The following is a 25037-nucleotide window of genomic DNA, read 5'->3' on the forward strand; positions in this document are numbered from 1 at the left end:
TTATTCTTTTTCGGTAAAAGTTTTTTCTTCCAGTCGGAATACTTTTTCGATTAAATCAATAGCTTCGTTTGTACTGCCATTGGCACTTCGAAGATGATTGGCAAAATGGGTGGTAATTTTTTGAATCACTCGGCTGGTGATAATTTCAGCCTGATACTCATCAAAGTTTTCGATTTTTTTACGTTGATAGTCGAGTTCAGCGTCTTTAATGGTTTTCAATTTTTTCTTTAAGGCGCTAATAGTAGGCGCAAACTTCCTTGTCTCTTGCCAAGCATTAAACCCTCTTTTGATTTCTTCAATGATGGCTTCAGCCTGAGGAATAAATGCTTTTCTGCGTTCAAGTGTATCATCAGTCACTTTAGAAAGGTAATCAAGATGGATGAGCTCAACATTTTCGAGTTCAGATACATCGTCTGAGACGTTTTTTGGAATAGATAAATCCAGAATCAACAATTTCTTATCAGAATATATCAATTCCTTTGAAATGGTTGGTCTTTGGGCTCCGGTTGCAACAATCAGTATATCTGTGGTTCTGATTTCAGCTTGTAAATCGGCATAATCTTTCACAACCAGATTGAACTTACCTGCTATTTTTTCGGCTTTGTCCTTGGTTCGGTTGATAAGGGTGATATGTGGGTTTTTGGTATGCTTTATTAAGTTCTCGCAAGTGTTGCGACCAATTTTTCCGGTTCCGAAAAGCAAAATGTTTTTATCGGAAACATTTTCTACATTGTTTAAAATGTATTGAACTGAAGCAAAACTTACCGAAGTAGCTCCGGAAGAAAGCTCGGTTTCATTCTTGATGCGCTTGCTGGCCTGAATGACGGAATTTAGAAGACGTTCTAAAAAAGGATTGGTCAATCCTTGTTTTTTGGAACGTTTAAAGGCGGCTTTCAGCTGACTGATAATTTCAAAGTCACCTAAAATTTGACTGTCAAGACCGGTTCCCACTTGAAACATAAATGAAATAGCTTCTTTGTTTTTGTAGACGTAAGCCACTTTTTCAAACTCTTCAACACTTCCTGAGGTGCTGTCACAAAGCAATTTGATTAAAACATAGGGATGGGCAGCAAAACCGTAAATTTCGGTTCGGTTGCATGTAGAGGTGATTAATAAAGCCTCAACACCTTGTTCTTTAGCCTTCGCTAAAATGCTTTCTTTTGCAGCATCATCAAGGCTAAATTTACCACGAATTTCAGCATCAGCCTTTTTGTAACTAAGGCCAATGGCATAAAAAGAAGTGTGTAAACTATTTAAATTATTCATTCAGCAAATTTGGAATAGCTGTGCAAATGTAAATGAACAAGAAGATAAAAAACAACGCTAAAAGTACTTTTTTTGTCGATATGAGTTAAAATGAGCCTAAAAAGTAAAAAACAATGATATTTATCATACTTTTGTACTAAATAAAGGGTGTTTGGAGCACCTTCTTTAGAATGGTTCTAAATAAATAAAGTGAAAATCAATTTATGATTATTGAAGAAAATAACGCTGTAAGTTCCCTTAAGACAATTTCATTTGAGGAAGGGTTTATTGTTTTATATATGCAAAATGATACTGCTGAAAAACAGCAAATTACAAAGCGGGTAGATAGTAATTACATTCAATTTCACTTTTGCTTGAAAGGGCAAGCAGCTTTTATTTTTAATGAGGGGCGTTATTCCTTGCCTCTGTTGGAAGAAAAGTCATTATTGCTATACAACCCCCAAAGAGAATTGCCCATTAATATTAGTGTTTTTCCAAAGTCCTGGACTGTTTCTGTATTAGTTAGCATTAAAAAATTTCATACCTTATTTTCAGAAGAAGCTTCCTATGTTGATTTTTTAAATGAAGAAAGCAAAGACAAAAAGTATTATCAGGACGGACAGATATCACCCGCAATGGCTGTAGTTTTAAGTCAAGTTTTGAATTTTAATCTAAATAAATCTGTCAAACATATTTATTTAAAAGGGAAGCTGTACGAGCTTATAGCGCTTTACTTTAATCGCCCCGATGAGGTTGATACTGAACAATGTCCATTTCTGAATGATGAAGAAAACGTTCGAAAAATCAGAAAAGCTAAAGAAATAATTATCAGCAAAATGGCAGAACCACCAGGCTTGCAAGAATTGGCTGACGAAATTGGGCTTTCGCTTAAAAAACTGAAAGAAGGATTTAAAGAAGTTTATGGCGATACAGTATTTGGGTTTTTGCTGGACTATAAACTGGAGTATGCCCGAAAACTTTTAGAAGGGGGTTCTCACAATGTTAATGAAGTGGGACATAAAGTGGGCTACAGCACATCAAGTCATTTCATCGCTGCTTTTAAAAAGAAGTTTGGCACTACACCAAAAAAATATCTTTCCACTTTATCACCTCCTGTTTAATCAATTTTATTTATGTTTCAATTTTTAAAAATGAGACAAACCGGTAAACCCTGCATTTTTAAAAATGTATTTTTGTAAAAAATAAGTAAGCTATGACTAAAAAAGGCGCATTGCTCGTTAACCTTGGCTCACCAGACAGCACCGACCCTAAAGATGTAAAAAAATACCTTGACGAGTTTTTAATGGACCCTAGGGTTATTGATGTACCCTATTGGCTCCGTTCATTTATAGTAAGAGGGATTGTTTTAAATACCCGTCCTAAAAAATCAGCAGAAGCTTACAGTAAAATTTGGTGGGAAGAAGGATCACCGCTCATTGTTCTTTCTGAGCGATTGAGAGATAAAGTTGACGACCACACAGGAATTCCTATTGCTTTGGCGATGCGCTACGGAAGTATGACCATTAAAAAAGGGCTTCAGGAATTAAAAGAAAAAGGTGTTACAGAAGTATTAATCGTGCCGCTATACCCGCAGTTTGCAATGGCAACAACAGAAACCATTATGGTTCTGGCAGAAGAATTGCGGCAGGAATTTTTTCCGGAAATGACCTTTGACTCGCTTCCTGCTTTTTATAACAAACCTGAATATATTGAAGTGCTTTCTAAAAGCATCGCTGAAAAACTAGAGGGGCTTGATTATGAGCACCTGCTTTTCAGTTATCACGGTGTTCCGGAAAGGCATATTAAAAAGAGAGATATTACCAAATCACATTGTAAAATTGATGGTCAGTGCTGTATCACTCATTCCCCTGCACACAAGTTTTGTTACCGTCATCAGTGTTATGAAGTAACCAGGTTAGTGGGTGAAAAATTACAATTAAAAGAAGGGACTTTTTCCACTTCATTTCAATCGCGACTTGGATTTGACCCGTGGCTACAACCTTACACAGATAGAACTATTGAGAAACTAGGACTAACCGGCATTAATAAAATGGCAATCGTCACACCGGCATTTGTCAGCGATTGCTTAGAGACCCTTGAAGAAATAGCTATGGAAGGAGAAGAAATCTTTCACGAAGTAGGTGGAAAAGAATTTACCACCATTCCCTGTCTGAACGATCGAGAGGATTGGGTGAGAGTGCTGAGTGGCTGGATAGATCGCTGGGCTATTGTTGAGGTAGAAACAGCGATTGCTTAATGAGAAAAATACCACATTCAGAAAGTCTTGGCTCAAAACCTATTGGAAAATTGCTGATTCAACAATCAGTTCCTGCATCCATCGGGATCTTGGTAATGTCACTCAACATTCTTGTGGATACTATTTTTGTCGGAAACTGGATTGGCTCGATTGCCATTGCAGCTATCAATGTGGTACTGCCCGTTTCATTTTTCATCGCCGCACTGGGGATGGCAATTGGAATAGGGGGATCCTCGATAATTTCAAGAGCACTTGGCGCAAATGATAAAGCCAAAGCTCTAAAAACCTTTGGAAATCAAATCACCATTACAATCTTATTGACTACTGTTTTGGTGAGTTTTGGCCTGTATTATATCAATGATTTAATTCCCGCCTTTGGCGGAAAAGGAAACATTTTTGAGCCTGCCAAAATTTATTATCGCATCGTGTTGTATGGAGTGCCATTGCTCGCTCTCTGTATGATGGGAAATACCGTAATCAGAGCTGAAGGCAAGCCTAAGTTTGCGATGAATGCAATGATTATCCCGTCTGTAAGTAATTTGGTTTTAGATTATATTCTCATTTATGTTTTTGATATGGGCATGGCCGGTGCCGCCTGGGCAACCACAATCTCTTATGGAATGTGTTTTGCCTATGTATTGTGGTTTTTCTTGTCTAAAAACTCAGAATTAAAGATCGATTTTTCCCATTTTGGAATCGACTTCCCCATTGTTAAGGAAATCGCTTCTTTGGGGTTTGTAACACTTTCGCGTCAAGCGGTAGTAAGTATTACTTATCTCATTATGAACAATATTTTGTTTGAATTGGGAGGAGAATCTTCAGTTGCGGTTTATGCTATTATTGGTAGAATGTTGATGTTTGCTTTGTTCCCGGTTTTGGGTGTTACCCAGGGATTTTTGCCAATTGCAGGATATAACTATGGTGCAAACAACAAGCAAAGAGTGAGGGAAAGTATTAACAAGGCGATAATGTATGCCGCTTTTTTGGGACTTTTTGTGTTTGGGTTCATCATGTTTTTTGCGGAAGAAATTGTCAGAGTTTTCACAGATGATCCCCGGGTATTAAAAGACACTCCCAATGCTATGAGATGGGTGTTTTCTATGATTCCTATTATTGCAGTACAGCTAATAGGAGCAGCTTATTTTCAGGCCATTGGAAAAGCAGTTCCTGCATTGTTGCTGACTCTGACTAGACAGGGGTTTTTCTTTATTCCGCTGGTTTTGGTACTTCCGCAGTTTTATGGCGAAATTGGCGTGTGGATTTCCTTTCCTCTCGCAGATTTGCTATCAACACTCGTGACAGCATACTTTTTAAATAAAGAAATTAGGTTAAATCTCATCAAGTCTTCACATACTTAAATAGAATTTGTAATTTTAAAGAATAGAAATTCAAATCGAGCGCTATGATTTACAATTATCTGAAAGCCCTTCATCTCATTTTTGTAATCACCTGGTTTGCAGGATTATTTTATGTTGTTCGGTTGTTTGTTTATCAAATAGAAGCACATCACAAGCCATCGCCTGAAAAGGAAATTCTTGGAAAACAATTCAAAATTATGACTCACAGGCTTTGGTATATCATCACCTGGCCATCAATGATTTTGGCAGTTTTGTTGGGAATCTGGATGCTTACCCAAAGATCAGTGCTTTTAACAGATACCTGGATGCAGGTTAAATTGGGGTTTGTGCTTTTTTTAATAGTGTACCACCTTGTTTGTCATAAATACTTCAAACAACTTCAAAACGATGTGGTAAAGCATTCTTCAAATTATATGCGGCTATTCAATGAAGGAGCAACTTTGGTGTTGTTTGCCGTTATTTTTTTGGTGAATTTCAGATATTCAATGGACTGGCTTTACGGATCACTTGGCTTAATTGCTCTGGCTCTACTACTTATGTTGGGGTTCAAGGCGTATAAACGTATTAGAGAACGCTAGAGCCATTTGCAGGAGTGGCTTGTTTTTTGATGAATATCACCTTATAATTATTATATATGCTGAAAGGAATTCGATCATTACGCACCAAAATATTTTTGGCTATGATATTGCTGGTGCTTGGAGCAACAATTCTCATTGCTGCTGCAACAATCTATCAGTATAGCGAAGATGCCTTGGAATATCATAAAGATCGGCTGGAGCGAAAGGAAGATCAAATAAAAGCTAACATCAATTATGAACTCAGAAAAACTTCCTATGAAGTAACCACTGAAAATATTCCATTAATTTTTAAAGATAAAATTTATGAAATTCAAGACATTCACAACATGCAATTATCCTTGTTTGATCTTGAGGGAAATGTATTAAAATCATCTAATGTTTCTTTTTATGAAAAGCCTTCCGATTCGATTCCAAAAGAAATTATGATTCAATTAAAAAACTCCCCAACAAAAAAACATACCGTTAGGTTTAAAATGGTAGATAAAAAATTCAGATCTTCTTACTCTTATATCACTGACAACTATTTCAAGCCTCTGGCAATTTTAAATTTACCCTATATTGAAGAAGATAACTTTATCACAAGGGAACTCAAAAACTTTTTGATAAGACTGGCACAAGTGTATGTTTTCCTGATGATAATAGCTATTGTGCTTTCTTATTTTTTATCAAAACACATCACAAAGTCCCTCAATACAATCAGTGATAAAATTAAAAAAACCCGACTTGAAACAGTCAATAAACGCATTCAAATTGAAAATGTAAGCGACGAGATTTCAACTTTGGTCAACGCCTATAATGATATGATTGACGAACTTGAAAAAAGTGCTGCCGCACTTGCTGCTACTGAAAGAGAAAGTGCCTGGCGTGAAATGGCCAAGCAAGTAGCGCACGAAATCAAAAATCCCCTTACACCAATGAGGCTTACAGTACAAAGTTTTGAGCGAAAATTTGATAATTTAGATCCAGAAAACCCTAAAAAGGTGAAAGAGTTTGCTCAAACACTCACTCAGCAGATTGACACCATGAGCTCCATAGCCTCAGCGTTTTCAACCTATGCAAATATGCCTGCTCAGAAAGATGAAACACTCAACCTGATAAAAATTTCAAAACTAGCCTTAGATATTTTTAATGAAGATTATATTGAGTTTAATACCAGTGAAGAAAAAATAATTGTAAAGCTTGACAGGGCACAATTGATTCGCGTGGTGACTAATCTGGTGAAAAATGCAATTCAATCGGTAGAAGAAATCAAAGAACCCAAAGTGGTAGTTACAGTTTTTTCTGCTCAGAATAAAGCAGTTATTGAAGTATATGATAATGGTATAGGAATTCCAACCGAAAATTTAGAGCGTATTTTTGAACCCAAGTTTACAACAAAAAGTAGTGGTATGGGGCTTGGTCTTGCCATGGTGAAGAGTATCATAGAAAACTATGGAGGCAAAATAACTTTACATTCAGAAGTTGGAAAAGGTTCGGTTTTTCGTGTAGAATTTCCTAAATTTAACAGCTAATCTATAAACAACGATAAGATGACTTTTGAAAATCTTTTAGTAGAATCCAACAATCATATAGCCACAATTACGGTTAACAGACCCTCAAAGTTGAATGCCCTAAATACAGAGACAATCAAAGAGCTGCATACGGCATTGAAGAGTGCAAATAATGATGTAGAAATAAAAGTCATCATTTTAACCGGAAGTGGAGAAAAAGCCTTTGTAGCCGGTGCAGATATCAGTGAATTTTCATCCTATTCTGTCAAGGAAGGAAAAAAGCTTTCATCTCAAGGACACGAAATTTTATTTAATTATTTAGCAAATCTTTCAACACCTGTAATTGCAGCTATAAATGGTTTTGCACTTGGTGGCGGCCTGGAGCTTGCAATGTCTGCACACTTTAGAATCGCAAGTGATAATGCCAAAATGGGATTGCCTGAAGTCTCACTGGGAGTAATTCCCGGTTATGGGGGCACACAACGGTTACCTCAACTTGTAGGTAAAGGACGTGCAATGGAATTAATTTTGACCGGAGGAATGATTGATGCCAATCAGGCGTTGAATTATGGCTTGGTTAATCATGTCACTACACAAGAGGAATTGTTGCCATTAGCACAAAAAATAGCCGAAAAAATATTGAAAAACTCGACTGTCGCGGTCGCTTCAGCAATCAGAGCCGTCAATGCCAATTACAAGGATGGTGTAAATGGGTTTGCTATTGAAATTGAAGAGTTTGGAAATAGTTTTGGCACTGCCGATTTTAAAGAGGGAACGTCAGCATTTTTAGAAAAACGCACCGCTAAATTCCCCGGGAAATGATCTTGGTGAAATTTTAGGAATTAACAAACAATTAACTATATTTACGCTTTAAAATTATAATTATATGCGTCAAATAGTTAGATTATTTTTAGTTTGTTTGGTTGTTTTTTCTTGTAATAAAAATCAGTTCAACCCCGAAAGTGCTTATGATTCTAGCACACTTAATCATGCAAATACAGTCCTGCTCGAAACTGTAATGGAAGATGCTCTAAGTCCACCAGTGGCTTCCAGAGCGTATGTTTACCCTCATATAGCACATTATATCACGCTTTCTTATTTCTATAAGGATAGCTTAGTAGATTTGACAGGAAAGCTCAATGACTTAGAAAATCTTGATGAGCCGGCAACAGAGGATGCTCATCCAGAATTAAGTGCGCTTTACGCTTTCACCAATGTTGCTCAAAAAGTTGTCTTCTCAGAACATTATATTGAAAGCTTAAGAGACTCATTAACTAAAATAGCAATCAATAAAAAAATGCCTCAGGAAATGATTGATGCTTCAAAAAGTGTTGCTAAATTAATAACAGACCAACTATCAAAGTGGATAGCTAGCGACAACTACATTGAAACCAGAACTTTTGATCAGTGGACAAGTACAAAATTACCTCACAATTGGCGCGAAACCCCACCTGATTATGTGTCAGGACTTGAACCTCATTGGGATAAAATCAGGCCGCTGTTACTGGACACCGTTGGGGGGTTTACGCCCAAGCCAATTCCTGAATACAGCACAGAACCAACTTCAGACTTCTACAAAATGGTATATGAAGTTTATGATCAAGTAAATAATAGCACACAACACTATGAAGATACCGCTTGGTTTTGGGATTGTAATCCAATAGGCACTGTCCATAAAGGACATATGATGATGGTGATTCAAAAATTTACCCCACCAGGGCACTGGCTCAATATTGTTAATCAGGTATCAAAAAAAGAAAACGCATCTTACCTCAAAACAACACAAGCTTATACCTTTACTTCCATCTCTATGTTTGATGCTTTGATAGATGCTTGGCATCTTAAATACAAATTAGACCTTGTAAGACCTGTTACATTTATTCAAGAGAATATTGATCCTGAATGGGTTCCCATAATCCAAACCCCTCCTTTTCCAGAATATACTAGTGGACATAGTGCTACCTCTGCCTCAGCAGCAGGTGTTTTGACTGCTATTTTTGGTGAAAACTACTCATTTAGAGACGAAACCCAACTGAGATATGGTCTTAAAAGTCGCACATTTAACTCGTTTAAAGAAGCCGCAAAACAAGTTGACTCTAGTAGGTTTTATGGAGGCATACATTATATGCAGGGTGTTAAAGAAGGTTCTAGACAAGGATATTATGTGGCAGAGAATGTATTGAAAAAACTTATGAATTAAATTCATCTTTATGTTAAAGCAAACATCTATCATTTTAATAATGTTAAGTGCTTTTTTGTTTTCTTGTACAAAAAAAGTGGAAGAAGAAAAGAAAGAACCTCTTACTGAAAAACCTCAAGCGCTTTTTGAATACCTCGACAGCAGTCAAACCGGAATTAATTTTGACAATAAAATTACAGAAACTGAACGGTTTAATTTCTTGTTATATGAATCCCTTTACAATGGTGCAGGATTGGCTATTGGCGACATAAATAATGACGGGTTACAGGATATTTATTTTACGGGCAATATGACACCCAATAAACTTTACTTAAATCGAGGGGATTTTAAATTTGAGGATATTACTGAATCTTCAGGTGCACATGGCGGAAGAGGCTTTAAAACCGGTGTTACCATGGTTGATATTAACAATGATGGCTTTTTGGATATTTATGTTTGTAAATCCGCAATAGGAGACCCAGAACTTAGAAGAAATGTGCTATACATCAATAACGGAGATTTAACTTTTACTGAGCGAGCTGCTGAATATGGATTAGACGACCCCAGCTATTCTATGCAAGCCTATTTTTTCGACATGGATGGGGATAATAACCTTGATGTTTACCTTGTAAATCACCCCAACGATATGCGTGAAGCAAACGCAATAAAAATCACACAAAATAAAGATGGTGAGTTAGCTCTTGCCACGCCAACAACTTATGACTATGTTTCTGATCGACTCTACAAAAACACGAATGGAAAATTTTCTGACATTACAAAAAAAGCGGGGGTTTTAAATCATGCATTTGGATTAAGTGCCGTGATTGGCGATTTTAATAATGATGCATTACCAGATATTTATGTTGCAAACGATTATATTAAACCAGACCAGCTTTTAATCAATCAAGGGAATAACACATTTGAAGACCAATTGGAAGATTATTTCAGACAAACTTCCTTTTCGTCAATGGGCTCAGATTATGCAGACATCAATAACAACGGTTGCTTTGACCTGTTGACACTTGATATGCTTCCCAGTGATAACTTCAGAAGGAAAATGATGTCTCAATCTCAAAATTATGACAAATTTGAGAAAATGCTGAGGTATGATTTAAAAGCACAATTTGCCTCCAATGCTTTACAAATAAACTCCTGTACCGGAAACTTTTCAAACATAGCTTACATGAATGATGTGGCACTAACAGAGTGGAGCTGGAGTGTGCTTCTGGCAGATTATGACAATGATGGCTTAAAAGACATACATATTACTAATGGCTATGTAAGAGATATCACTCACAATGATTATTCAAAATTTAAAATGGACCGGCTTCAAAAACAATTGAATGCTAAGGAAATTACTTTAACAGAGTGGATAGAAGAAATACCTAGCGTACCGGTGCCGGCATTTATTTTTAAAAATCAAGGCAATAACATGTTTGATAATTATTCCAGTAACTGGGATAGTGGAACTCCTTCCTTCTCAAATGGATCAGCTTATGCCGATTTGAATAATGATGGCTTTTTAGATTTGGTTGTCAGCAACATAAATGAGCAGCCTTTTATAATGAAAAACAACGGAGCTTCACTAAACAATAACTCTTTTCTCTCCCTATCATTTGAGCACAATCCTAATGAAATTTTATTAGGGACCAAAGCACAAGCACATCTTTCTGACGGCACAGTCATTACAGAACAATACAACCCCACTAGAGGTTTTCTTTCTTCCTCTCAACACCGCTTACACTTTGGGGTTAAAGAAGGTCTATCGGTATCAAAACTAGATGTCATTTGGCCTGACCAAACAATGCAAACTATAGAGAACCCAACACTGAACCAAATACTTTCAATTACAAAAAATGCTTCCAAAGAGTATAAAACTCCTAAAAATGAATATGAATATTTTGAAGATGTATCTCAAAAACTCCCGAATGAAACCAATCACGTAGAAAATGATTATATAGATTTTAAAAGAGAGGCTTTATTGCACCATAAGTACAGTGAAGAAGGTCCTGCAATTGCTGTTGCAGATATAAATGGAGATGGACTGCAAGACATGTTTTTGGGTGGGGCAAAAGATTTTGAAGCTAAAATATTTCTTCAAACCCCAAGTGGAAATTTCGTCAAAAAAAGAAACTCTGATATTGAAAATGACCGTCAATATGAAGATGTAAGCGCTTTATTGTTTGATGCAAATGGCAACGGTAACCTTGACTTATATGTTGTAAGCGGTGGAAATGAACATCTTGCAAACAACCCCTTATATCAAGACAGGCTGTATCTCAATGATGGAAATGGAAATTTTAAAAAATCTACAAACGCGCTCCCTAATTTTTACGAAAGTGGAAGTGTTGTAAAAGCCCACGATATAGATGGTGATGGACAGTTGGATTTATTTGTGGGAAGTAGGTTAACCCCAGGAAGATATCCTGAAGTGCCACAAAGCTATCTTTTAAAAAACAACAATGGAGTTTTCAAGGATGTTACTGACCAATGGTCCGAAGGATTAAAAAACATTGGACTTATAACAGACGCGACCTTTAAAGATTTGAATAACAACGGCACTAAAGAACTTATTTTAGCAGGTGAATGGATGCCCGTTAGTGTATTTGAATTTGAAAATGGAACATTTAAAAACCAAACTATTTCTTATGGTTTAGATAACCAAAAAGGATGGTGGTATTCGTTACTCGTTGAAGATTTAAATGGAGACGATTACCCTGAAATTATTGCAGGAAACTTAGGATTGAATTCTCAATTAAAGGCTTCAGATAATGAACCGGTTTCAATATATTTCAAAGATTTTGATAATAACGGTAGTCTTGATGCTGTTTTATGCCATTATGATGGGGGAGTAAGTTACCCGTTGTTAAACAGAGATCGCCTGTTATCACAAATGATTATGTTGAGAAAACGTTTTACCAGGTATGAGCCTTATGCCAAAGCGACCATCAATGAGATATTTACACCCCAGGAGCTTCAGGGAGCAACAATATTCAAAGCAAATAACTTAAAACACACTCTTTTTAAAAACACAAGCGGAACCAGCTTTACAGCTACATCTCTTCCTGACTATACACAAATTTCAGTCTTGAACTCTGCCCAAACTCTCGACGCTGATAAAGATGGAAATAAAGATTTAATTGTGGGAGGCAATTTTTATGGTACTGATGCAGAATTTGGGCGCTATGATGCATCAATAGGTGCACTCTTATTAGGAGATGGCAATTTAAATTTCAAAGTAGTTCCTCCAGCTGAAAGCGGATTTGTTATTCCTGGAAATGTTCAGCATATTACTCCAATAACCATAGGAGGTGAGCAATACTACTGGATTGTTAGAAACAATGATGAAAGCAGCTTATTGAAGTTGAAATAATCAAACTTCCCCACTCCACTCTGCAAAAAATTGATTTAAAAAGTCAAGCATAAAGTCGTGTCTTTTAGTGGCAAGTTTTTTTCCTGTTTCTGTATTCATTAGCCCTTTTAGAAGTAGTAATTTTTCATAAAAATGATTGATGGTAGGGGTGGTTGATTTTTTATATTGCTCCTTACTCATGGAGACATTTGGTTTTATTGCCGGGTCATAAAGCAGCCTGTTTTTATAACCACCATAGTGAAACGCCCTGCTTATTCCAATAGCACCCATCGCATCAAGTCGATCAGCATCCTGAACGATATCAAGTTCAATTGAATGATGCTTTTTGACTGTGTGGCCACCCTTAAAAGAAATGTTTTCAATAATCTTTACAACTTGATTTAGCGTTTCAGAATCAACCTGTTGAGTTGTGAGAAATTCATTGGCAATTTTTGGCCCCACTGTTTCATCACCCTTGTGAAATTTACTGTCTGCAATGTCATGAAGCAAGGCTGCAAGAGAAACCACAAATAGATTACAAGGTTCAATGGATGCAATTAATAAACTGTTTTTGTAAACCCGCTCAATGTGAAACCAGTCATGTCCGGCTTCAGCATTTAATAGTGATCGTTTTACATAATCTCTTGTATTGTTGATTATTTCCTTTTCAGTTGGACTCAATTCTTATTCTAATATTACGTTTTCAGTTATTAGTTTTTCCAGCTTATGGATCAATTCCTCATGATTAAATTCTGAAACTTTTAGGGGCTCTTGTATGTGAAATTGTAAATGAACACCTAAAGGAATAGGAAAAACACCATACTTTTGAAGCTTCCAGGAGCCACTTATGGAAACAGGAAGCACATAGGCCTCAGACGCATGTTCAAAGAGTATTTTTAGACCCTTTTGCTTAAAGGGTTTTGGAGTGCCATTTCTGCTGCGTGTTCCTTCTGGGAAAATGACAACGCTTCTGTTATGTTTAGAAATATAGTGTGCAATTTTTTTTATTTCTTCAGCAGCTTGTTTTGGGTTTTTCCGGTCTATCAAAACAGAACCTCCATGTTTCAAATTATATGAAATTGTTGGTATTCCCTTACCAAGCTCTTTCTTGGAAATAAACTTGGGGTGTAACTTTCTTAAAAACCAAATTAAGGGCGGAATGTCCCACATACTTTGATGGTTTGAAACAATAATTACAGGCTCACGATCCGGCAATATTTTTGGCATTTGAATGGTGTATGTTGTTCCTAAAACATGAAGACTTCGTAACACCAACCAATTAAAAAGCGACACACTTTTCTTATGAGCGGTATACCCAAATACATTCAGGCAAATACGCTGAATCACTTCAAACAAAAGCAATAGTACCCCAAAGATGAGATAGAATAGCACTGAGAAAATGTAACTGAATATTTTTAAAACAAAAGACTTCATCCTTCCAAAAATAAAAAAACCGCCCCAATTGGTGACGGTTTTTATAGTATAATATTTTGAAATTCCCTAACAATGCTGATTGTAGGCATCCATTAGATTTTCAGCAATTAATTCTGCTGGTCTTCCTTCAATGTGATGACGTTCTAACATGTGAACCAATTCGCCGTCTTTAAAAAGTGCGATTGATGGTGAGCTAGGTGGAAATGGAACCATTTGTGCTCTGGCAGCATCTGTAGCTTCACGATCAACCCCGGCAAAAACAGTTACTAATTGATCGGGTTTTTTCCCGTTTTGAAGTGACATTTTAGCTCCGGGACGTGCATTGGCAGCAGCACATCCACAAACTGAATTTACTACAACTAGTGTAGTACCTTCATTTTTGAGAGCATCTTCAACCTGTTCAGCTGTGTGCAGTTCTGAAAATCCTGCAGTAACAAGGTCTTCTCGCATGGGCCTAACTAATTCCGGTGGGTACATAAGTTTCTTATTTAAAATTATTCTAAAGTGCAAAGGTAACAAAAAATGTATTTTATCATTACTAAAGTTGGATACATATTCTAAAGGTTTCGTTAAATTAAATTTGAACACATTCTTAGGAAAGCTCTCAGTTTGAATGCTTATCTTTGCCGCTCTTAAAAAACTATAAAATACAGTAGATTGATACGTTGGCTTGGTGCCCTTTTAGGCTTTATTTTTTTTCGATTTTTAGGTGCCATTATTGGTTATATAATTGGTAGCATCATAGAAAACTTGGGGAAAAACTCCAGGGTGTATACCTCCTCAAAAAATAACAGGGTTACACCTGCAGATTTTGAGTTAAATCTGCTCTCTCTTGCTTCTTTAGTAATTAAAGCTGATGGAAAAGTAAGTCAGCAGGAAATGCAATTTGTACAGACTTATTTTGTTCAGGCATATGGTAAAGAACGGGCCAATGCCACTTTCAGGACATTCAATGAAGTGGTTAAAAAACGTGAAATTGCCCCCCAACCGATTTGTGACTTCTTGCGCCCCAGAATGCGTTATGAATCACGCCTGCAAATCATTCATTTTCTTTTCAATATTGCACAAGCTGATGGCCACGTTTCTAAACTTGAAGTTGAAAAAATTAAAGAAATTTCTGGTTTACTTGCAGTTGGTTTTAGAGATTTTGAAAGCATTAAAGCCATGTTCTTTAAAAACCCTGACAGCGCCTATAAAATCCTGGAAATTGAAAAAACAGCTACCGTGGCCGAAATCAAAGCTGCTTACAGAACGATGGCAAAAAAATACCATCCTGATAAACTGCAACATATGGATGAAGCTTACCGCAAAGGCGCTGAAGATAAATTCAGGAAAGTCCAGGAAGCCTATGAGCAGTTGCAGAAGGAGAAAGGTTTCTAAATTATTTCAACGTAAATCGAATTCCCATGAATCCCCGAATTCCTTGGTTTGGCGCGTACATATAGGAAGGGTCAAAGGTTAATGCATTAGGGTTGTTTGGTGTTGCAACGGCATTTCCGCTATCGTCAAAAGTGACCTCTTCATCAAATGGGTCATCTGCCCGGGCAATTAAAAATGGGGTATTCTTGGTGGGCGTCCAGTTCAGAAGGTTTTTTACTCCGCCGTAAATCTCAAAATTGTCAAATCCGCCATAGGTAACTTGTATGTTTTGGATGCTCCAGGTTGAACTGTATTCCGGTCGTGGATCCAACTCCCCAAGAAGCGGAAGCCTCATGGGTCCATAAATGTTTCCGGTATAATCAATCCAGGTATTAAACTTGTAAAATTTATAACTGAGGGCCCAGGTACCCATAAAACGCTCGGTTAAAATTTGTTGTGTTCGTTCATCGTTTTCCTTGGTGGTCACATCCTGAAAGGTGGCCCCAACCATAGCTTTAAATCCACTTCCTAAAACTGCATCCAGACCAATACTGAGCCCCTTTGATGAAGCACTTCCGTCAAGGTTGTTATAAATAATCTGATTGGGATTAGTGTCATAATCAGGCAAAATTACATTGGTAAAATGCGTGTACCAGACCGAAGCATCAAGGGTAATGATTTTTCCTGTTTTTTGATAGAGCTTTTTCAGGTAATTGAAGTTAATGTTATATGAGCGTTCCGGTTTTAGGTTTTCTGCAATGATGACATCACGAGCTCCGGTAAGTGCCGCGTGTTCTTCGGTAAAAATATTCACAACCCTGAAACCGGTCCCGGCATTTAAGCGCAGCAAGTCATCTTTCTCAGATTTATATCGGTATGCGACCCGGGGCGTAAAGATATTTCCGTGTCGTGGGTCATAATCATACCTTCCGCCAAGAAGCACTTTGTGTTTTTTGGAAAAAGTAATTTCATCCTGTACAAATAGAGACGGAATTACATTTTCATCAACCTGTGGCGTAGCAGGAGTATTGTCATCGTAGTAGTTATAGCGCAATGCTGTTCCGAAAAGCAAATCATGATTGTTTATCTTTTTGTCCCAAATAAATTGACCAAAACCAATGCGCTGTTGCGCAAGGAATTTTACATCGCCATACACTGAGTTTTGGTCATGGTCTGTAAGTGAAAACTGAAAAAACATTTTTTCTTTCACGGGAAGCTGGTAGTTGCCAAGCAGTTCCCAGCGGGTGGTATAAATGCTCTCGCCATACACCTCATCGCCGCCACGAAAGGAAGGGTTCCATTGCATTTCCCCACCCCAGCGGTCTTCATAAAAAAAGCGTCCCGCTAAGGAAAGTTTCCGGTCTTCTTTCCGTTTAATGTCCCATTTTTGAAAGACTGAAATGCGGTCTTGTAAGGTCATATCTGTGAAATTATCGCCGTTCTTATCAACGGGATTACTGTAATTGAAATAATTCAACCCCAGCAGCATCGTTGCTTTATCATCAAACGCAACCCGATAAGAAAGATCAGTATTTATCTCGCCCCAGGTAGTACTGTTGACATCTGCTGAAAACTTGGGTGCGTGTTCCGGCAGTTTGGTAATGACATTGATCAGGCCACCCACGGCTTCACTTCCATATAAAGATGAGGCAGGTCCTTTGACGATTTCCACCTGCTCAATAAGTGAATTTGGTATTCCTGAAAGCCCGTAAACTGTTGATAAACCACTCACGATGGGCATGCCATCTATCATCACCAGCGTGTAAGGACCCTCGAGCCCATTGATATGGATGTCACCGGTATTACAAACATTACAATTAAGCTGGGGCCTAACCCCGTTTACATTTTGCAACGCCTCAAAAACATTGGGCGTGGGGTTTTTTCTGAAAAACGAAGGGCGATATACTTCAACGGGCACTGAACTCTCCAATCGGTTTACCGGTTTCAGTGTGCCGGATATTACGATCTCATCCAAAGATTCATTCTCAGTTAAAACAAAATCGAGGGTAATATTACCATCTGTAAGTGTGATTTTTTCCTTTTGGGAAGTAAAACCTGTATGCGAAGCTATCACAGTATAAGTACCTGGTAAGAGACCTGTCAATGAGTACACACCGTTTATGTCTGTAGTTGTGCCTTTTGAAGTGCCCTCTATATAAACATTGACAAAAGGTAACGGCTCTTCAAGTGTTTGTATAGTTCCGGAGATTGCATTGGTCTCCTGGGCTGCAACTGCCTGACCAATGAACATTAAAATAAATAAACACTTTTTCATTATCTCGCATAATTATTCGACAAAGGTATAAAATAAATTTAGATAAGACTAAAAATGTATTTTATATCATATAAATTTGTATTTTTGTTTCTTTAAATACCAGTTTATGTTTAGTGATTCAGAAGAAAACTATTTAAAAGCTATTTTTCACCTTCAACGTTTTGCCTCAGATGGGGTGTCCACAAATGCGATTGCTGAGCAAATGCACACCAAGGCCTCTTCGGTTACTGACATGCTCAAAAAACTTTCAGATAAAAAACTGGTAAATTATGTCAAGTACCAGGGGGTGACGCTAACGAATGAAGGTAAAAAAACGGCTGCAAAAATTATCAGAAAGCATCGCTTATGGGAAGTATTTCTTGTGGAAAAACTTGACTTTAGCTGGGATGAGGTGCATGAGATTGCCGAGCAGCTGGAGCATATTGAATCTGATGTTCTTATTGAAAAGCTCGATAAACATCTTGATTTTCCAAAGTTTGATCCTCACGGTGATCCCATTCCTTCAAAAGACGGCACGTTTCCCGAAAGGGATAAAGTATTGCTTAGTGAGATAAAAGTGGGTGAGTCAGGAGTATGTGTGGGGGTGAAAGACACCTCTTCTTCCTTTTTAAAATTTCTGGATAAAAACGGTGTGGCACTAGGTAAGAAAATTAAAGTATTGGAACATGAGGAGTTTGACGATTCCATGCGCATACAAATTGGAAAAGAATCCATGACCATATCACATATGATTGCTTCAAATTTATATTTAAAAACAAATTAATATATGGAAGATATTATTGCATATTTTGAACAATTAGACCCAATTCTGGCAGCGTTTTATGCAACATTATTTACCTGGGGCTTGACCGCTTTAGGTGCATCGGTTGTCTTTTTGTTTAAAACAATGAGCCGCGCTGCTTTGGATGGCATGCTGGGCTTTACAGGAGGGGTAATGGTTGCTGCAAGTTTTTGGAGTCTGCTGGCACCCGGCATTGAAATGAGTCCGGGTGAAGGGTTTGTAAAAGTAATACCTGCAGCAGTGGGCTTCTTTTTAGGCGCAGCTTTTTTATTTGGGCTTGATAAAATATTACCTCATTTACACATCAATTTTAAGGAAAGTGAAAAGGAAGGAATCAAAACCCCTTGGCATAAAACCACCTTACTCACATTAGCAATTACCCTTCACAACATTCCTGAAGGGCTTGCCGTGGGGGTTTTATTTGGTGGAGTTGCCATGGGTATGGATGGAGCTACCATTGGTGGTGCAGTGGCACTGGCAATGGGTATTGGATTGCAAAATTTACCCGAAGGTGTTGCCGTTGCTATGCCCTTGCGACGTGCCGGAATGAGTCGGAAAAAGAGTTTTATGTACGGTCAGGCTTCAGCTATTGTAGAACCTGTTGCTGCTGTTATTGGTGCTTGGGCAGTGTTGACTTTTGAGCCTATTTTACCCTATGCACTTGCATTTGCAGCGGGAGCCATGATTTTTGTAGTTGTGGAAGAAGTAATTCCCGAAACCCAACAGGATAAATTTACCGACATTGCCACTATGGGCTTTATAGGCGGATTTATCATTATGATGATTCTTGATGTGGGTCTTGGTTAAAAATAAATTATTGTCGGTTCCTGTCCCAGGTTTGAGATTGCATTTTGAGCGAAGCCTTTAAAATGTCTTTCTGACTGATTAAACCAACCAATTTTTTATCCTCAACAATAGGAAAGCGCCTGCGTTTTGCTGTGAGAAATTGTTTGGCTGCATCAAAAATAGTCATGTTACCATCAATGGTTTCAACATTTTCTATCATACAATCTACCACTTTTATGTTTTCAATGGGCATATTGTAATATTGACTATCTGATAATTGCTTGATACAATCACCTTCTGAAATTATACCGACAAGTTCATTTTTATCGTTTACTACAGGACCCCCGGAAATTTTATTTCTAATTAAAATTTCAATTACTTCAGGAACGGTTTGTTCAGGTTTGAAAGTGGTCAATGAAGTTGACATAAAATCACAAACCCGAATGTTTTCAACCATTACCTTGGGCTGTTTCTCAAATTTCCCCTGAAAGCTTTTGATACCCATATTATAATAAATTTTAGTTAAGTAATATACACAAAATATTTCAATTTTACATAGCCCATTTTTATGTTTAATAAAAAATGTATCTTTAAACTGCTAAAAATCATCCCCTATGAAACTAACAAATTCCTCCACCTTATATACCTTTTTGATTCTTTCCTTGCTGGCATATTTAAGTTTCAGGTTATTAATGCCCTCTGAAATAAGTGATTTAAACACTCCGGAAACAGAGTTTTCAACTGAAAGAGCACTGACTCATTTAAAAGTCATTTCAGAAAAGCCTCACTATATTGGAAGTCCGGCTCATCAGGAAGTGCGTGAATACCTGGTCAGTCAATTGGAATTGTTGGGCCTTGAAGCACATATTCAGGAAGGATATACATTAAATAAAAAATGGAATGTTTTAGCTAAACCAAAAAATATTCTTGCACGCATAGCCGGTAAGGAAAAAGGAAAAGCACTGATGTTGTTGGCACATTATGACAGTGCACCCCATTCTAAAAGCTATGGAGCGAGTGATGCCGGTTCTGGGGTCGTTGCAATCCTTGAAGGTGTGAGAGCTTACCTCGCATCTGGACAGATTCCGCAGAATGATATTATTATTCTATTTAGTGATGCTGAAGAAATAGGTCTGATGGGAGCCAAACTTTTTGTTGAAGAACATCCCTGGGTTAGTGATATTGGTGTTGTTGTAAATTTTGAGGCACGAGGAAGTGGCGGTCCTTCCAATATGATCCTAGAAACCAATCAGGGAAATGCAACCCTCGTCAGGGAGTTTATCAAAGCGAACCCTTCACATCCTGTTGCTTCCTCCTTAATGTATAGTGTCTATAAAATGCTGCCGAATGACACAGATTCCACAATCTTTAGAGAATTGGCAGATATTGACAGTTATTTCTTTGCATTTATCGATGATCACTATCACTATCACACGGCAGCTGACACCTTTGAAAACCTTGATAGAAATACGTTGGAACATCAGGGAAGCTATGTCATGGCTATTTTAAGCCACTTCACCACAATTGACCTTAATAACCTGAAAGAAGAGGATGATTCCGTTTATTTTAATGTGCCTTTTATAAAAATGGTGAGTTATCCGTTTTCCTGGATTATCCCTATGCTATTACTTTCAATTATTGTGTTTATTAGCTTGATTCTCTATGGCATTTCAAATGGAAAATTACAAAGAAAAGAAATCTATAAAGGTTTTATTCCCTTCTTTTCAACATTGGTGTTGAGCGGACTTATTGCTTATTTTGGTTGGAAATTAATACTAAAAGTTTATCCGGGCTACACCGAAATTCTCCACGGTTTTACTTATAACGGACATCTTTACATTGCCACTTTTGTTGCGTTAACCCTCGCCATTTGTTTCCGTTTGTACGGAAGTTTCAATCGCAAAGAACGCCCTGTTAATTTGTTTATAGCACCCCTCTTTTTTTGGTTGATTCTTTGCACGCTACTGGCAATTTATCTTCAGGGGGCTGCATATTTTATCATCCCGGTGATTTTTGGTTTGTTCATGCTGTTTTTAATGATTCGACTTAAGGAACCAAGCCCATTGTTGATGCTTATTTTGAGTGTGCCCGCCATTTTTATTTTTGTGCCATTAATTCAGTTTTTCCCTGTTGGTTTAGGTTTGGGAATGTTGGTAGCAAGTGCTGTATTTACAGTTTTACTTTTCGGTCTGTTAATACCCATTTTGGCTTCTTTTAAAAAGAAAAAAGGCTTTTCATACCTGTTTTTTTTAACGGCAATAGGCTGTTTTCTAAGCGCACACTTTACCTCAGATTTCAACGAAGAACGACAAAAACCCAACAGTCTGGTTTATTTTCAGGATGTTGATAGTCAACAATCTTTTTGGGTAACCTATGACCAAACCTTGGATGACTGGACTCAAAATTACCTTGGAGAGGAACCTCTAAATGCCGGTGACCTTATTTCAAATGTGGCCGAAAGCAAATACGGAACCGGTTTTTCATTCGCAGTAGCAAGTCCTGAAAAAGAAATCCCCGCACCTGAAATCGTACTGTTACAAGACACAATTCACAACGAAATCAGAACGGTAAAAGTACTTATAACCCCGCAAAGAAATGTAAATAGAATTGCACTATTTGCTGACAAAGAAGCAGTCTTCAAAAACTTTGTGGTAAATGGGCAATCAGTGCCCAAACACCAAAGCACCGGCAATGCTTTCGAAAATAGATTTACCAATACATTGCTCAACTTTTATGTTTCAGACGGCGATCCGTTGGAGTTAGAATATAGTGTTCATGCGGACTCAAAATATCCTTTGATTATTCAGGAAATGTCATTTGATTTACTGGAACATCAGCAATTTACTATTCCTGAACGCTCAAAAAATAAACTACCCAAGCCGTTCATTACCAATGATGCAATCATTCTTCAAAAGACAATTGATCCTGATGCTATGAACTTAATAATTCAACCCAAAAACATTTCTGATACTGATGAAACAGATTAGTCTATTAGGTTGTGGCTGGCTGGGACTACCGTTGGCAATTTCACTGCGACAAAAAGGATATAAACTCAACGGGTCAACTACTTCAAAAGAGAAACTGAAAACCCTTGCAGATGCTTTTATTTCACCGTTTTTAGTAGAGCTTTCATCAAAAGAAATTTCAGGAGACATTCTTTTATTTCTTCAAGAAAGTGATTTATTAATCATAGATATTCCTCCCGGAATGAGGAGTAATCCTGAAGAATTATTCAGCAGCAAGATGGAACTTCTCATTCCGTATATTGAAAAGTCAGATATAAAAAAAGTGTTATTTGTGAGTTCTACTTCGGTTTTTGCCGATCAACAGGGTACAATTGATGAAGAGACCATTCCACAACCGGATACTCAATCTGGTAAAGATCTTTTTAAAGTTGAACAAATACTTCAAAACAACCCACACTTTAATACCACTATTATTCGTTTTGGCGGACTTATCGGTCCCAATAGACATCCTGTAAAGTATTTAGCAGGGAGAAAAAATCTTAAGGGAGGGAATGCTCCGGTAAATTTAATTCAACAACAGGATTGCATTGGTATTATTGAGGAAATTATCAAAAAAGAAGCCTGGGGAAAGGTCTTTCATGGTGTCTTTCCGCAGCATCCTTTTAAAAAAGACTATTATATTCAAAAAGCAAAAAAATTTAATTTACAGCCTCCGGAGTATTCAGAAGAAAATAATAAGGAATATAAAAAGGTGATGTCAAAGGCTGTAACAGATAGCTTAAATTATCAGTTTCAGAGAAGTATATAAAAAAAGCTGCTTCAATACGAAGCAGCTTTTAGATTTAAATTTGAATATATATTACCAAATTTTAATTCGGTCTTCAGGAGCTAAATACATAGCGTCACCTTCTTGGGTTGCAAAGGCTTCATGAAATGCATCCAGGTTTCTGATAGGCACCCAGGCTCTGTAGTTTCCGGGAGAGTGAGGCCCCAGTTTTAATTGGCGCATCATAGCTTCCTCACGGTATTGAATTCTCCAGATTGTGGCCCAGGATAAGAAAAACCGTTGCTCCTGAGTGAAACCATCAATTTTTCCGGGATCACCATTTTCAGCTAAATACAATCTCAAACCATCAAGGGCAGCATTGGTGCCACCAAGGTCACCAATGTTTTCTCCCAGTGAAAGTTTTCCATTAATGTTTTGACCCGGTAATACTTCAATAGCACCGTATTGGTCAGCCAAACCTTCTCCTAGTTCCTCAAAAGCTGTTAAGTCTTCTTCAGTCCACCAGTTGTTAAGGTTTCCTTCAGCGTCAAAACGAGCACCACTGTCATCAAAACCATGAGATATTTCATGTCCAATTACAGCTCCAATACCTCCAAAGTTCACAGCAGGGTCGGCTTTATAGTCATAAAAAGGTGGTTGTAAAATGGCAGCCGGAAATACAATTTCATTGAAAGGTGGACTGTAGTAAGCATTCACAATTTGTGGCGGCATAAACCATTCGGTTTTGTCAACCGGTTGCCCAAGTTTTTCTAAAGTTCGGTTGTAATTCCATTGTGATGCAGCCATTCTGTTATCAAAATAAGTGGCTCCTTCTTTTACTTCAAGTTCAGAATAGTCTTTCCATTCATCAGGATAACCAATTTTAATATTGATTTTGTGAAGTTTTTCCAATGCTTTTTCCTTGGTGTCTTCTGTCATCCATGGTAACGCTTTGATACGGGTATCATAAGCTTGAACTACCTTTTCAATCATTTCTTCAGCAGTTTCTTTAGCTTCTGGCGGGAACATTTTTTCCACATATAATTTTCCCACTGCTTCGCCCAACACACCGTTAACAGTTGATAAGGCTCTTTCATCAAGGGGTTTTTGCTTTTCAGCTCCACTCATTGTTTTAGCATAAAAGTCCCAATTGGCTTTTTCTATTTCCATGGTAAGCATTCCGGTAGCGCTGTTGAGGCCAGACCATCTTAAAAAAGTTTTCCAGTCCTCAACATTGTTTTTAGCAAAAATTTCATTCAGTGATTCTGTATATTTTAACTCAGTAATAATAATGGTATCGACTTCTTTTGCACCAATACCTTCAAAATATTTTGTCCAGTTAATTTGTGGCACCATCGCCTGAAGTTGCTCAACTGAACGGGGGTTGTTTCTTTTACGGGCATCACGACGCTCTGCACGATCCATTCTGTGCTCAGCAAGTTTGGTTTCAAATGCCAGAATACGCTCAGCCTGAGCTGCCGCCTCTTCTTCAGTGTCACCTAAAAATTGGAGCATACGGGTGATGTGGGCCACATACTTTTCACGTTTATCTTTTGAATCGGCATCATCGTTCAGGTAGTAATCTTTGTCGGGAAGACCTAAACCGGAAGCACCCAGATAGGGTACATTTTTATTGCTGTCATTTGGTGCTCCTGAAACATAAAAGCCAAAAAAGTCTGAACTACCTTTTGACTGCATTTCCATTAAATAGTTTTGCAGGTCTTCCATATTTTCTATGGAAGCAATTTTTTCCATGTAAGGTAGAATTGGTTCTACACCGGCTTCATTTCTGGTTACAGTATCTAAAATAGATTTGAACAAATAAACCGCTTTGGCCTGGTCAGATCCGGCTTCAATAGTTGGGTCGTCCATGGCTTCTTTGAGAATGTTCAATACATCTTGGTTTGTTTTCTCACGTAAAGCACCAAAGCTTCCCCAGTTTGTTTCATCTTCTGGGATGGGATTTTCATCCAGCCAGGTTCCGTTTACATATCTAAAAAAATCTTCGGTGGGGCTTACGGTGGTGTCCATATAAGCCAGGTTAATACCGTGGTGAGTGTCTTCTGTTTGTTGTTCTGCTTTGTCAGTTTTACAGCCAATGGTTGCAACTGCCAATGCTGCAACAGCCAGCATGGGTTTTAGTGTTTTGGTTTTCATTATTTAACTTTTGGAGTTGATATCAATAAGTTGGTCAAGATATTACTATTGTTA

Annotated in this window: 20 protein-coding genes; 13 read left to right on the forward strand and 7 right to left on the reverse strand. The window is 37.7% G+C overall.

Annotation, left to right across the window (positions count from 1 at the left end; translation table 11 throughout):
- Complete coding sequence (gene hemA / locus IEV69_RS09190; protein WP_188441730.1) at positions 1-1266, reverse strand: glutamyl-tRNA reductase; 1266 nt, start codon at positions 1264-1266, stop codon at positions 1-3.
- Between the two features lie 203 nt (positions 1267-1469).
- Between hemA and IEV69_RS09195 the strand changes: the two genes are divergently transcribed.
- The 8 genes from IEV69_RS09195 (at position 1470) to IEV69_RS09230 (ending at position 12480) form a co-directional block, all read left to right on the forward strand.
- Positions 1470-2366 carry an AraC family transcriptional regulator gene (locus IEV69_RS09195; protein ID WP_188441733.1) on the forward strand — a complete coding sequence of 299 codons (897 nt, stop codon included), beginning with the start codon at positions 1470-1472 and terminating at the stop codon, positions 2364-2366.
- A 92-nt stretch (positions 2367-2458) separates the two neighbouring features.
- On the forward strand, positions 2459-3502 hold the full coding sequence (gene hemH, locus IEV69_RS09200; RefSeq protein WP_188441734.1) for a ferrochelatase: 1044 nt from the start codon (positions 2459-2461) through the stop codon (positions 3500-3502).
- Positions 3502-4860: an MATE family efflux transporter gene (locus IEV69_RS09205; RefSeq protein ID WP_188441736.1), complete on the forward strand. Its 1359-nt coding sequence runs from the start codon at positions 3502-3504 to the stop codon at positions 4858-4860. Before hemH ends, IEV69_RS09205 begins: the two co-directional genes overlap by 1 nt.
- A gap of 44 nt (positions 4861-4904) precedes the next feature.
- Positions 4905-5438, forward strand: a complete 534-nt coding sequence (locus tag IEV69_RS09210) for a CopD family protein (protein WP_188441738.1) — start codon at positions 4905-4907, stop codon at positions 5436-5438.
- A 56-nt stretch (positions 5439-5494) separates the two neighbouring features.
- Complete coding sequence (locus tag IEV69_RS09215; RefSeq protein ID WP_229741414.1) at positions 5495-6949, forward strand: sensor histidine kinase; 1455 nt, start codon at positions 5495-5497, stop codon at positions 6947-6949.
- Positions 6950-6967: 18 nt separating this feature from the next.
- Positions 6968-7750, forward strand: coding sequence for an enoyl-CoA hydratase/isomerase family protein (locus IEV69_RS09220; protein ID WP_188441740.1), 783 nt, complete (start codon positions 6968-6970; stop codon positions 7748-7750).
- A gap of 64 nt (positions 7751-7814) precedes the next feature.
- Positions 7815-9128, forward strand: coding sequence for a vanadium-dependent haloperoxidase (locus IEV69_RS09225; protein WP_188441742.1), 1314 nt, complete (start codon positions 7815-7817; stop codon positions 9126-9128).
- 10 nt (positions 9129-9138) lie between these two features.
- Complete coding sequence (locus IEV69_RS09230) at positions 9139-12480, forward strand: VCBS repeat-containing protein (RefSeq protein WP_188441744.1); 3342 nt, start codon at positions 9139-9141, stop codon at positions 12478-12480.
- Here IEV69_RS09230 and IEV69_RS09235 read toward each other — a convergent pair whose 3' ends face one another.
- The 3 genes from IEV69_RS09235 to IEV69_RS09245 all read right to left on the reverse strand — a co-directional run bounded on the left by IEV69_RS09235 (position 12481) and on the right by IEV69_RS09245 (position 14370).
- Entirely contained in the window at positions 12481-13140 is a 660-nt protein-coding gene (locus tag IEV69_RS09235; RefSeq protein ID WP_188441745.1) for an HD domain-containing protein, read from the reverse strand. It abuts the gene before it with no gap.
- A gap of 3 nt (positions 13141-13143) precedes the next feature.
- The gene (locus IEV69_RS09240; RefSeq protein WP_188441747.1) at positions 13144-13893 is read right to left on the reverse strand and encodes a lysophospholipid acyltransferase family protein; all 750 of its coding nucleotides are present in this window, start codon (positions 13891-13893) and stop codon (positions 13144-13146) included.
- 66 nt (positions 13894-13959) lie between these two features.
- Positions 13960-14370, reverse strand: coding sequence for a BrxA/BrxB family bacilliredoxin (locus IEV69_RS09245; RefSeq protein ID WP_188441749.1), 411 nt, complete (start codon positions 14368-14370; stop codon positions 13960-13962).
- Positions 14371-14550: 180 nt separating this feature from the next.
- On the opposite strand from IEV69_RS09245, the gene IEV69_RS09250 reads away from it, so the two are divergent.
- Positions 14551-15273 carry a tellurite resistance TerB family protein gene (locus IEV69_RS09250; RefSeq protein WP_188441751.1) on the forward strand — a complete coding sequence of 241 codons (723 nt, stop codon included), beginning with the start codon at positions 14551-14553 and terminating at the stop codon, positions 15271-15273.
- Between the two features lies 1 nt (position 15274).
- On the opposite strand, the gene IEV69_RS09255 is transcribed toward IEV69_RS09250, so the two are convergent.
- Entirely contained in the window at positions 15275-17527 is a 2253-nt protein-coding gene (locus IEV69_RS09255; RefSeq protein WP_188441753.1) for a TonB-dependent receptor, read from the reverse strand.
- A gap of 106 nt (positions 17528-17633) precedes the next feature.
- Between IEV69_RS09255 and IEV69_RS09260 the strand changes: the two genes are divergently transcribed.
- Together IEV69_RS09260 and IEV69_RS09265 are read left to right on the forward strand one after the other, a co-directional pair.
- On the forward strand, positions 17634-18290 hold the full coding sequence (locus tag IEV69_RS09260) for a metal-dependent transcriptional regulator (protein WP_188441755.1): 657 nt from the start codon (positions 17634-17636) through the stop codon (positions 18288-18290).
- 3 nt (positions 18291-18293) lie between these two features.
- A complete protein-coding gene (locus IEV69_RS09265) occupies positions 18294-19115 on the forward strand; it encodes a ZIP family metal transporter (protein WP_188441757.1) in 822 nt (273 codons plus the stop codon).
- A 7-nt stretch (positions 19116-19122) separates the two neighbouring features.
- On the opposite strand, the gene IEV69_RS09270 is transcribed toward IEV69_RS09265, so the two are convergent.
- Complete coding sequence (locus tag IEV69_RS09270; protein WP_188441759.1) at positions 19123-19599, reverse strand: CBS domain-containing protein; 477 nt, start codon at positions 19597-19599, stop codon at positions 19123-19125.
- A 109-nt stretch (positions 19600-19708) separates the two neighbouring features.
- Between IEV69_RS09270 and IEV69_RS09275 the strand changes: the two genes are divergently transcribed.
- Positions 19709-22081 carry a M20/M25/M40 family metallo-hydrolase gene (locus IEV69_RS09275; RefSeq protein ID WP_188441761.1) on the forward strand — a complete coding sequence of 791 codons (2373 nt, stop codon included), beginning with the start codon at positions 19709-19711 and terminating at the stop codon, positions 22079-22081.
- Positions 22068-22868, forward strand: coding sequence for a Rossmann-fold NAD(P)-binding domain-containing protein (locus tag IEV69_RS09280; protein ID WP_188441764.1), 801 nt, complete (start codon positions 22068-22070; stop codon positions 22866-22868). Before IEV69_RS09275 ends, IEV69_RS09280 begins: the two co-directional genes overlap by 14 nt.
- Positions 22869-22919: 51 nt before the next feature.
- Here IEV69_RS09280 and IEV69_RS09285 read toward each other — a convergent pair whose 3' ends face one another.
- Entirely contained in the window at positions 22920-24983 is a 2064-nt protein-coding gene (locus IEV69_RS09285; RefSeq protein ID WP_188441766.1) for a M13 family metallopeptidase, read from the reverse strand.
- Positions 24984-25037: the final 54 nt, after the last annotated feature.

Origin of the sequence: Planktosalinus lacus, from assembly GCF_014640155.1 — a bacterium.
GTDB classification, from domain to species: domain Bacteria; phylum Bacteroidota; class Bacteroidia; order Flavobacteriales; family Flavobacteriaceae; genus Planktosalinus; species Planktosalinus lacus.

Bases quoted from the DNA above. Each gene is read 5' to 3' on its own strand.
- hemA (WP_188441730.1), bottom strand. From the start codon at position 1,266: ATGAATAATTTAAATAGTTTACACACTTCTTTTTATGCCATTGGCCTT.
- IEV69_RS09195 (WP_188441733.1), top strand. From the start codon at position 1,470: ATGATTATTGAAGAAAATAACGCTGTAAGTTCCCTTAAGACAATTTCA.
- hemH (WP_188441734.1), top strand. From the start codon at position 2,459: ATGACTAAAAAAGGCGCATTGCTCGTTAACCTTGGCTCACCAGACAGC.
- IEV69_RS09205 (WP_188441736.1), top strand. From the start codon at position 3,502: ATGAGAAAAATACCACATTCAGAAAGTCTTGGCTCAAAACCTATTGGA.
- IEV69_RS09210 (WP_188441738.1), top strand. From the start codon at position 4,905: ATGATTTACAATTATCTGAAAGCCCTTCATCTCATTTTTGTAATCACC.
- IEV69_RS09215 (WP_229741414.1), top strand. From the start codon at position 5,495: ATGCTGAAAGGAATTCGATCATTACGCACCAAAATATTTTTGGCTATG.
- IEV69_RS09220 (WP_188441740.1), top strand. From the start codon at position 6,968: ATGACTTTTGAAAATCTTTTAGTAGAATCCAACAATCATATAGCCACA.
- IEV69_RS09225 (WP_188441742.1), top strand. From the start codon at position 7,815: ATGCGTCAAATAGTTAGATTATTTTTAGTTTGTTTGGTTGTTTTTTCT.
- IEV69_RS09230 (WP_188441744.1), top strand. From the start codon at position 9,139: ATGTTAAAGCAAACATCTATCATTTTAATAATGTTAAGTGCTTTTTTG.
- IEV69_RS09240 (WP_188441747.1), bottom strand. From the start codon at position 13,893: ATGAAGTCTTTTGTTTTAAAAATATTCAGTTACATTTTCTCAGTGCTA.
- IEV69_RS09245 (WP_188441749.1), bottom strand. From the start codon at position 14,370: ATGTACCCACCGGAATTAGTTAGGCCCATGCGAGAAGACCTTGTTACT.
- IEV69_RS09255 (WP_188441753.1), bottom strand. From the start codon at position 17,527: ATGAAAAAGTGTTTATTTATTTTAATGTTCATTGGTCAGGCAGTTGCA.
- IEV69_RS09260 (WP_188441755.1), top strand. From the start codon at position 17,634: ATGTTTAGTGATTCAGAAGAAAACTATTTAAAAGCTATTTTTCACCTT.
- IEV69_RS09265 (WP_188441757.1), top strand. From the start codon at position 18,294: ATGGAAGATATTATTGCATATTTTGAACAATTAGACCCAATTCTGGCA.
- IEV69_RS09270 (WP_188441759.1), bottom strand. From the start codon at position 19,599: ATGGGTATCAAAAGCTTTCAGGGGAAATTTGAGAAACAGCCCAAGGTA.
- IEV69_RS09275 (WP_188441761.1), top strand. From the start codon at position 19,709: ATGAAACTAACAAATTCCTCCACCTTATATACCTTTTTGATTCTTTCC.
- IEV69_RS09280 (WP_188441764.1), top strand. From the start codon at position 22,068: ATGAAACAGATTAGTCTATTAGGTTGTGGCTGGCTGGGACTACCGTTG.
- IEV69_RS09285 (WP_188441766.1), bottom strand. From the start codon at position 24,983: ATGAAAACCAAAACACTAAAACCCATGCTGGCTGTTGCAGCATTGGCA.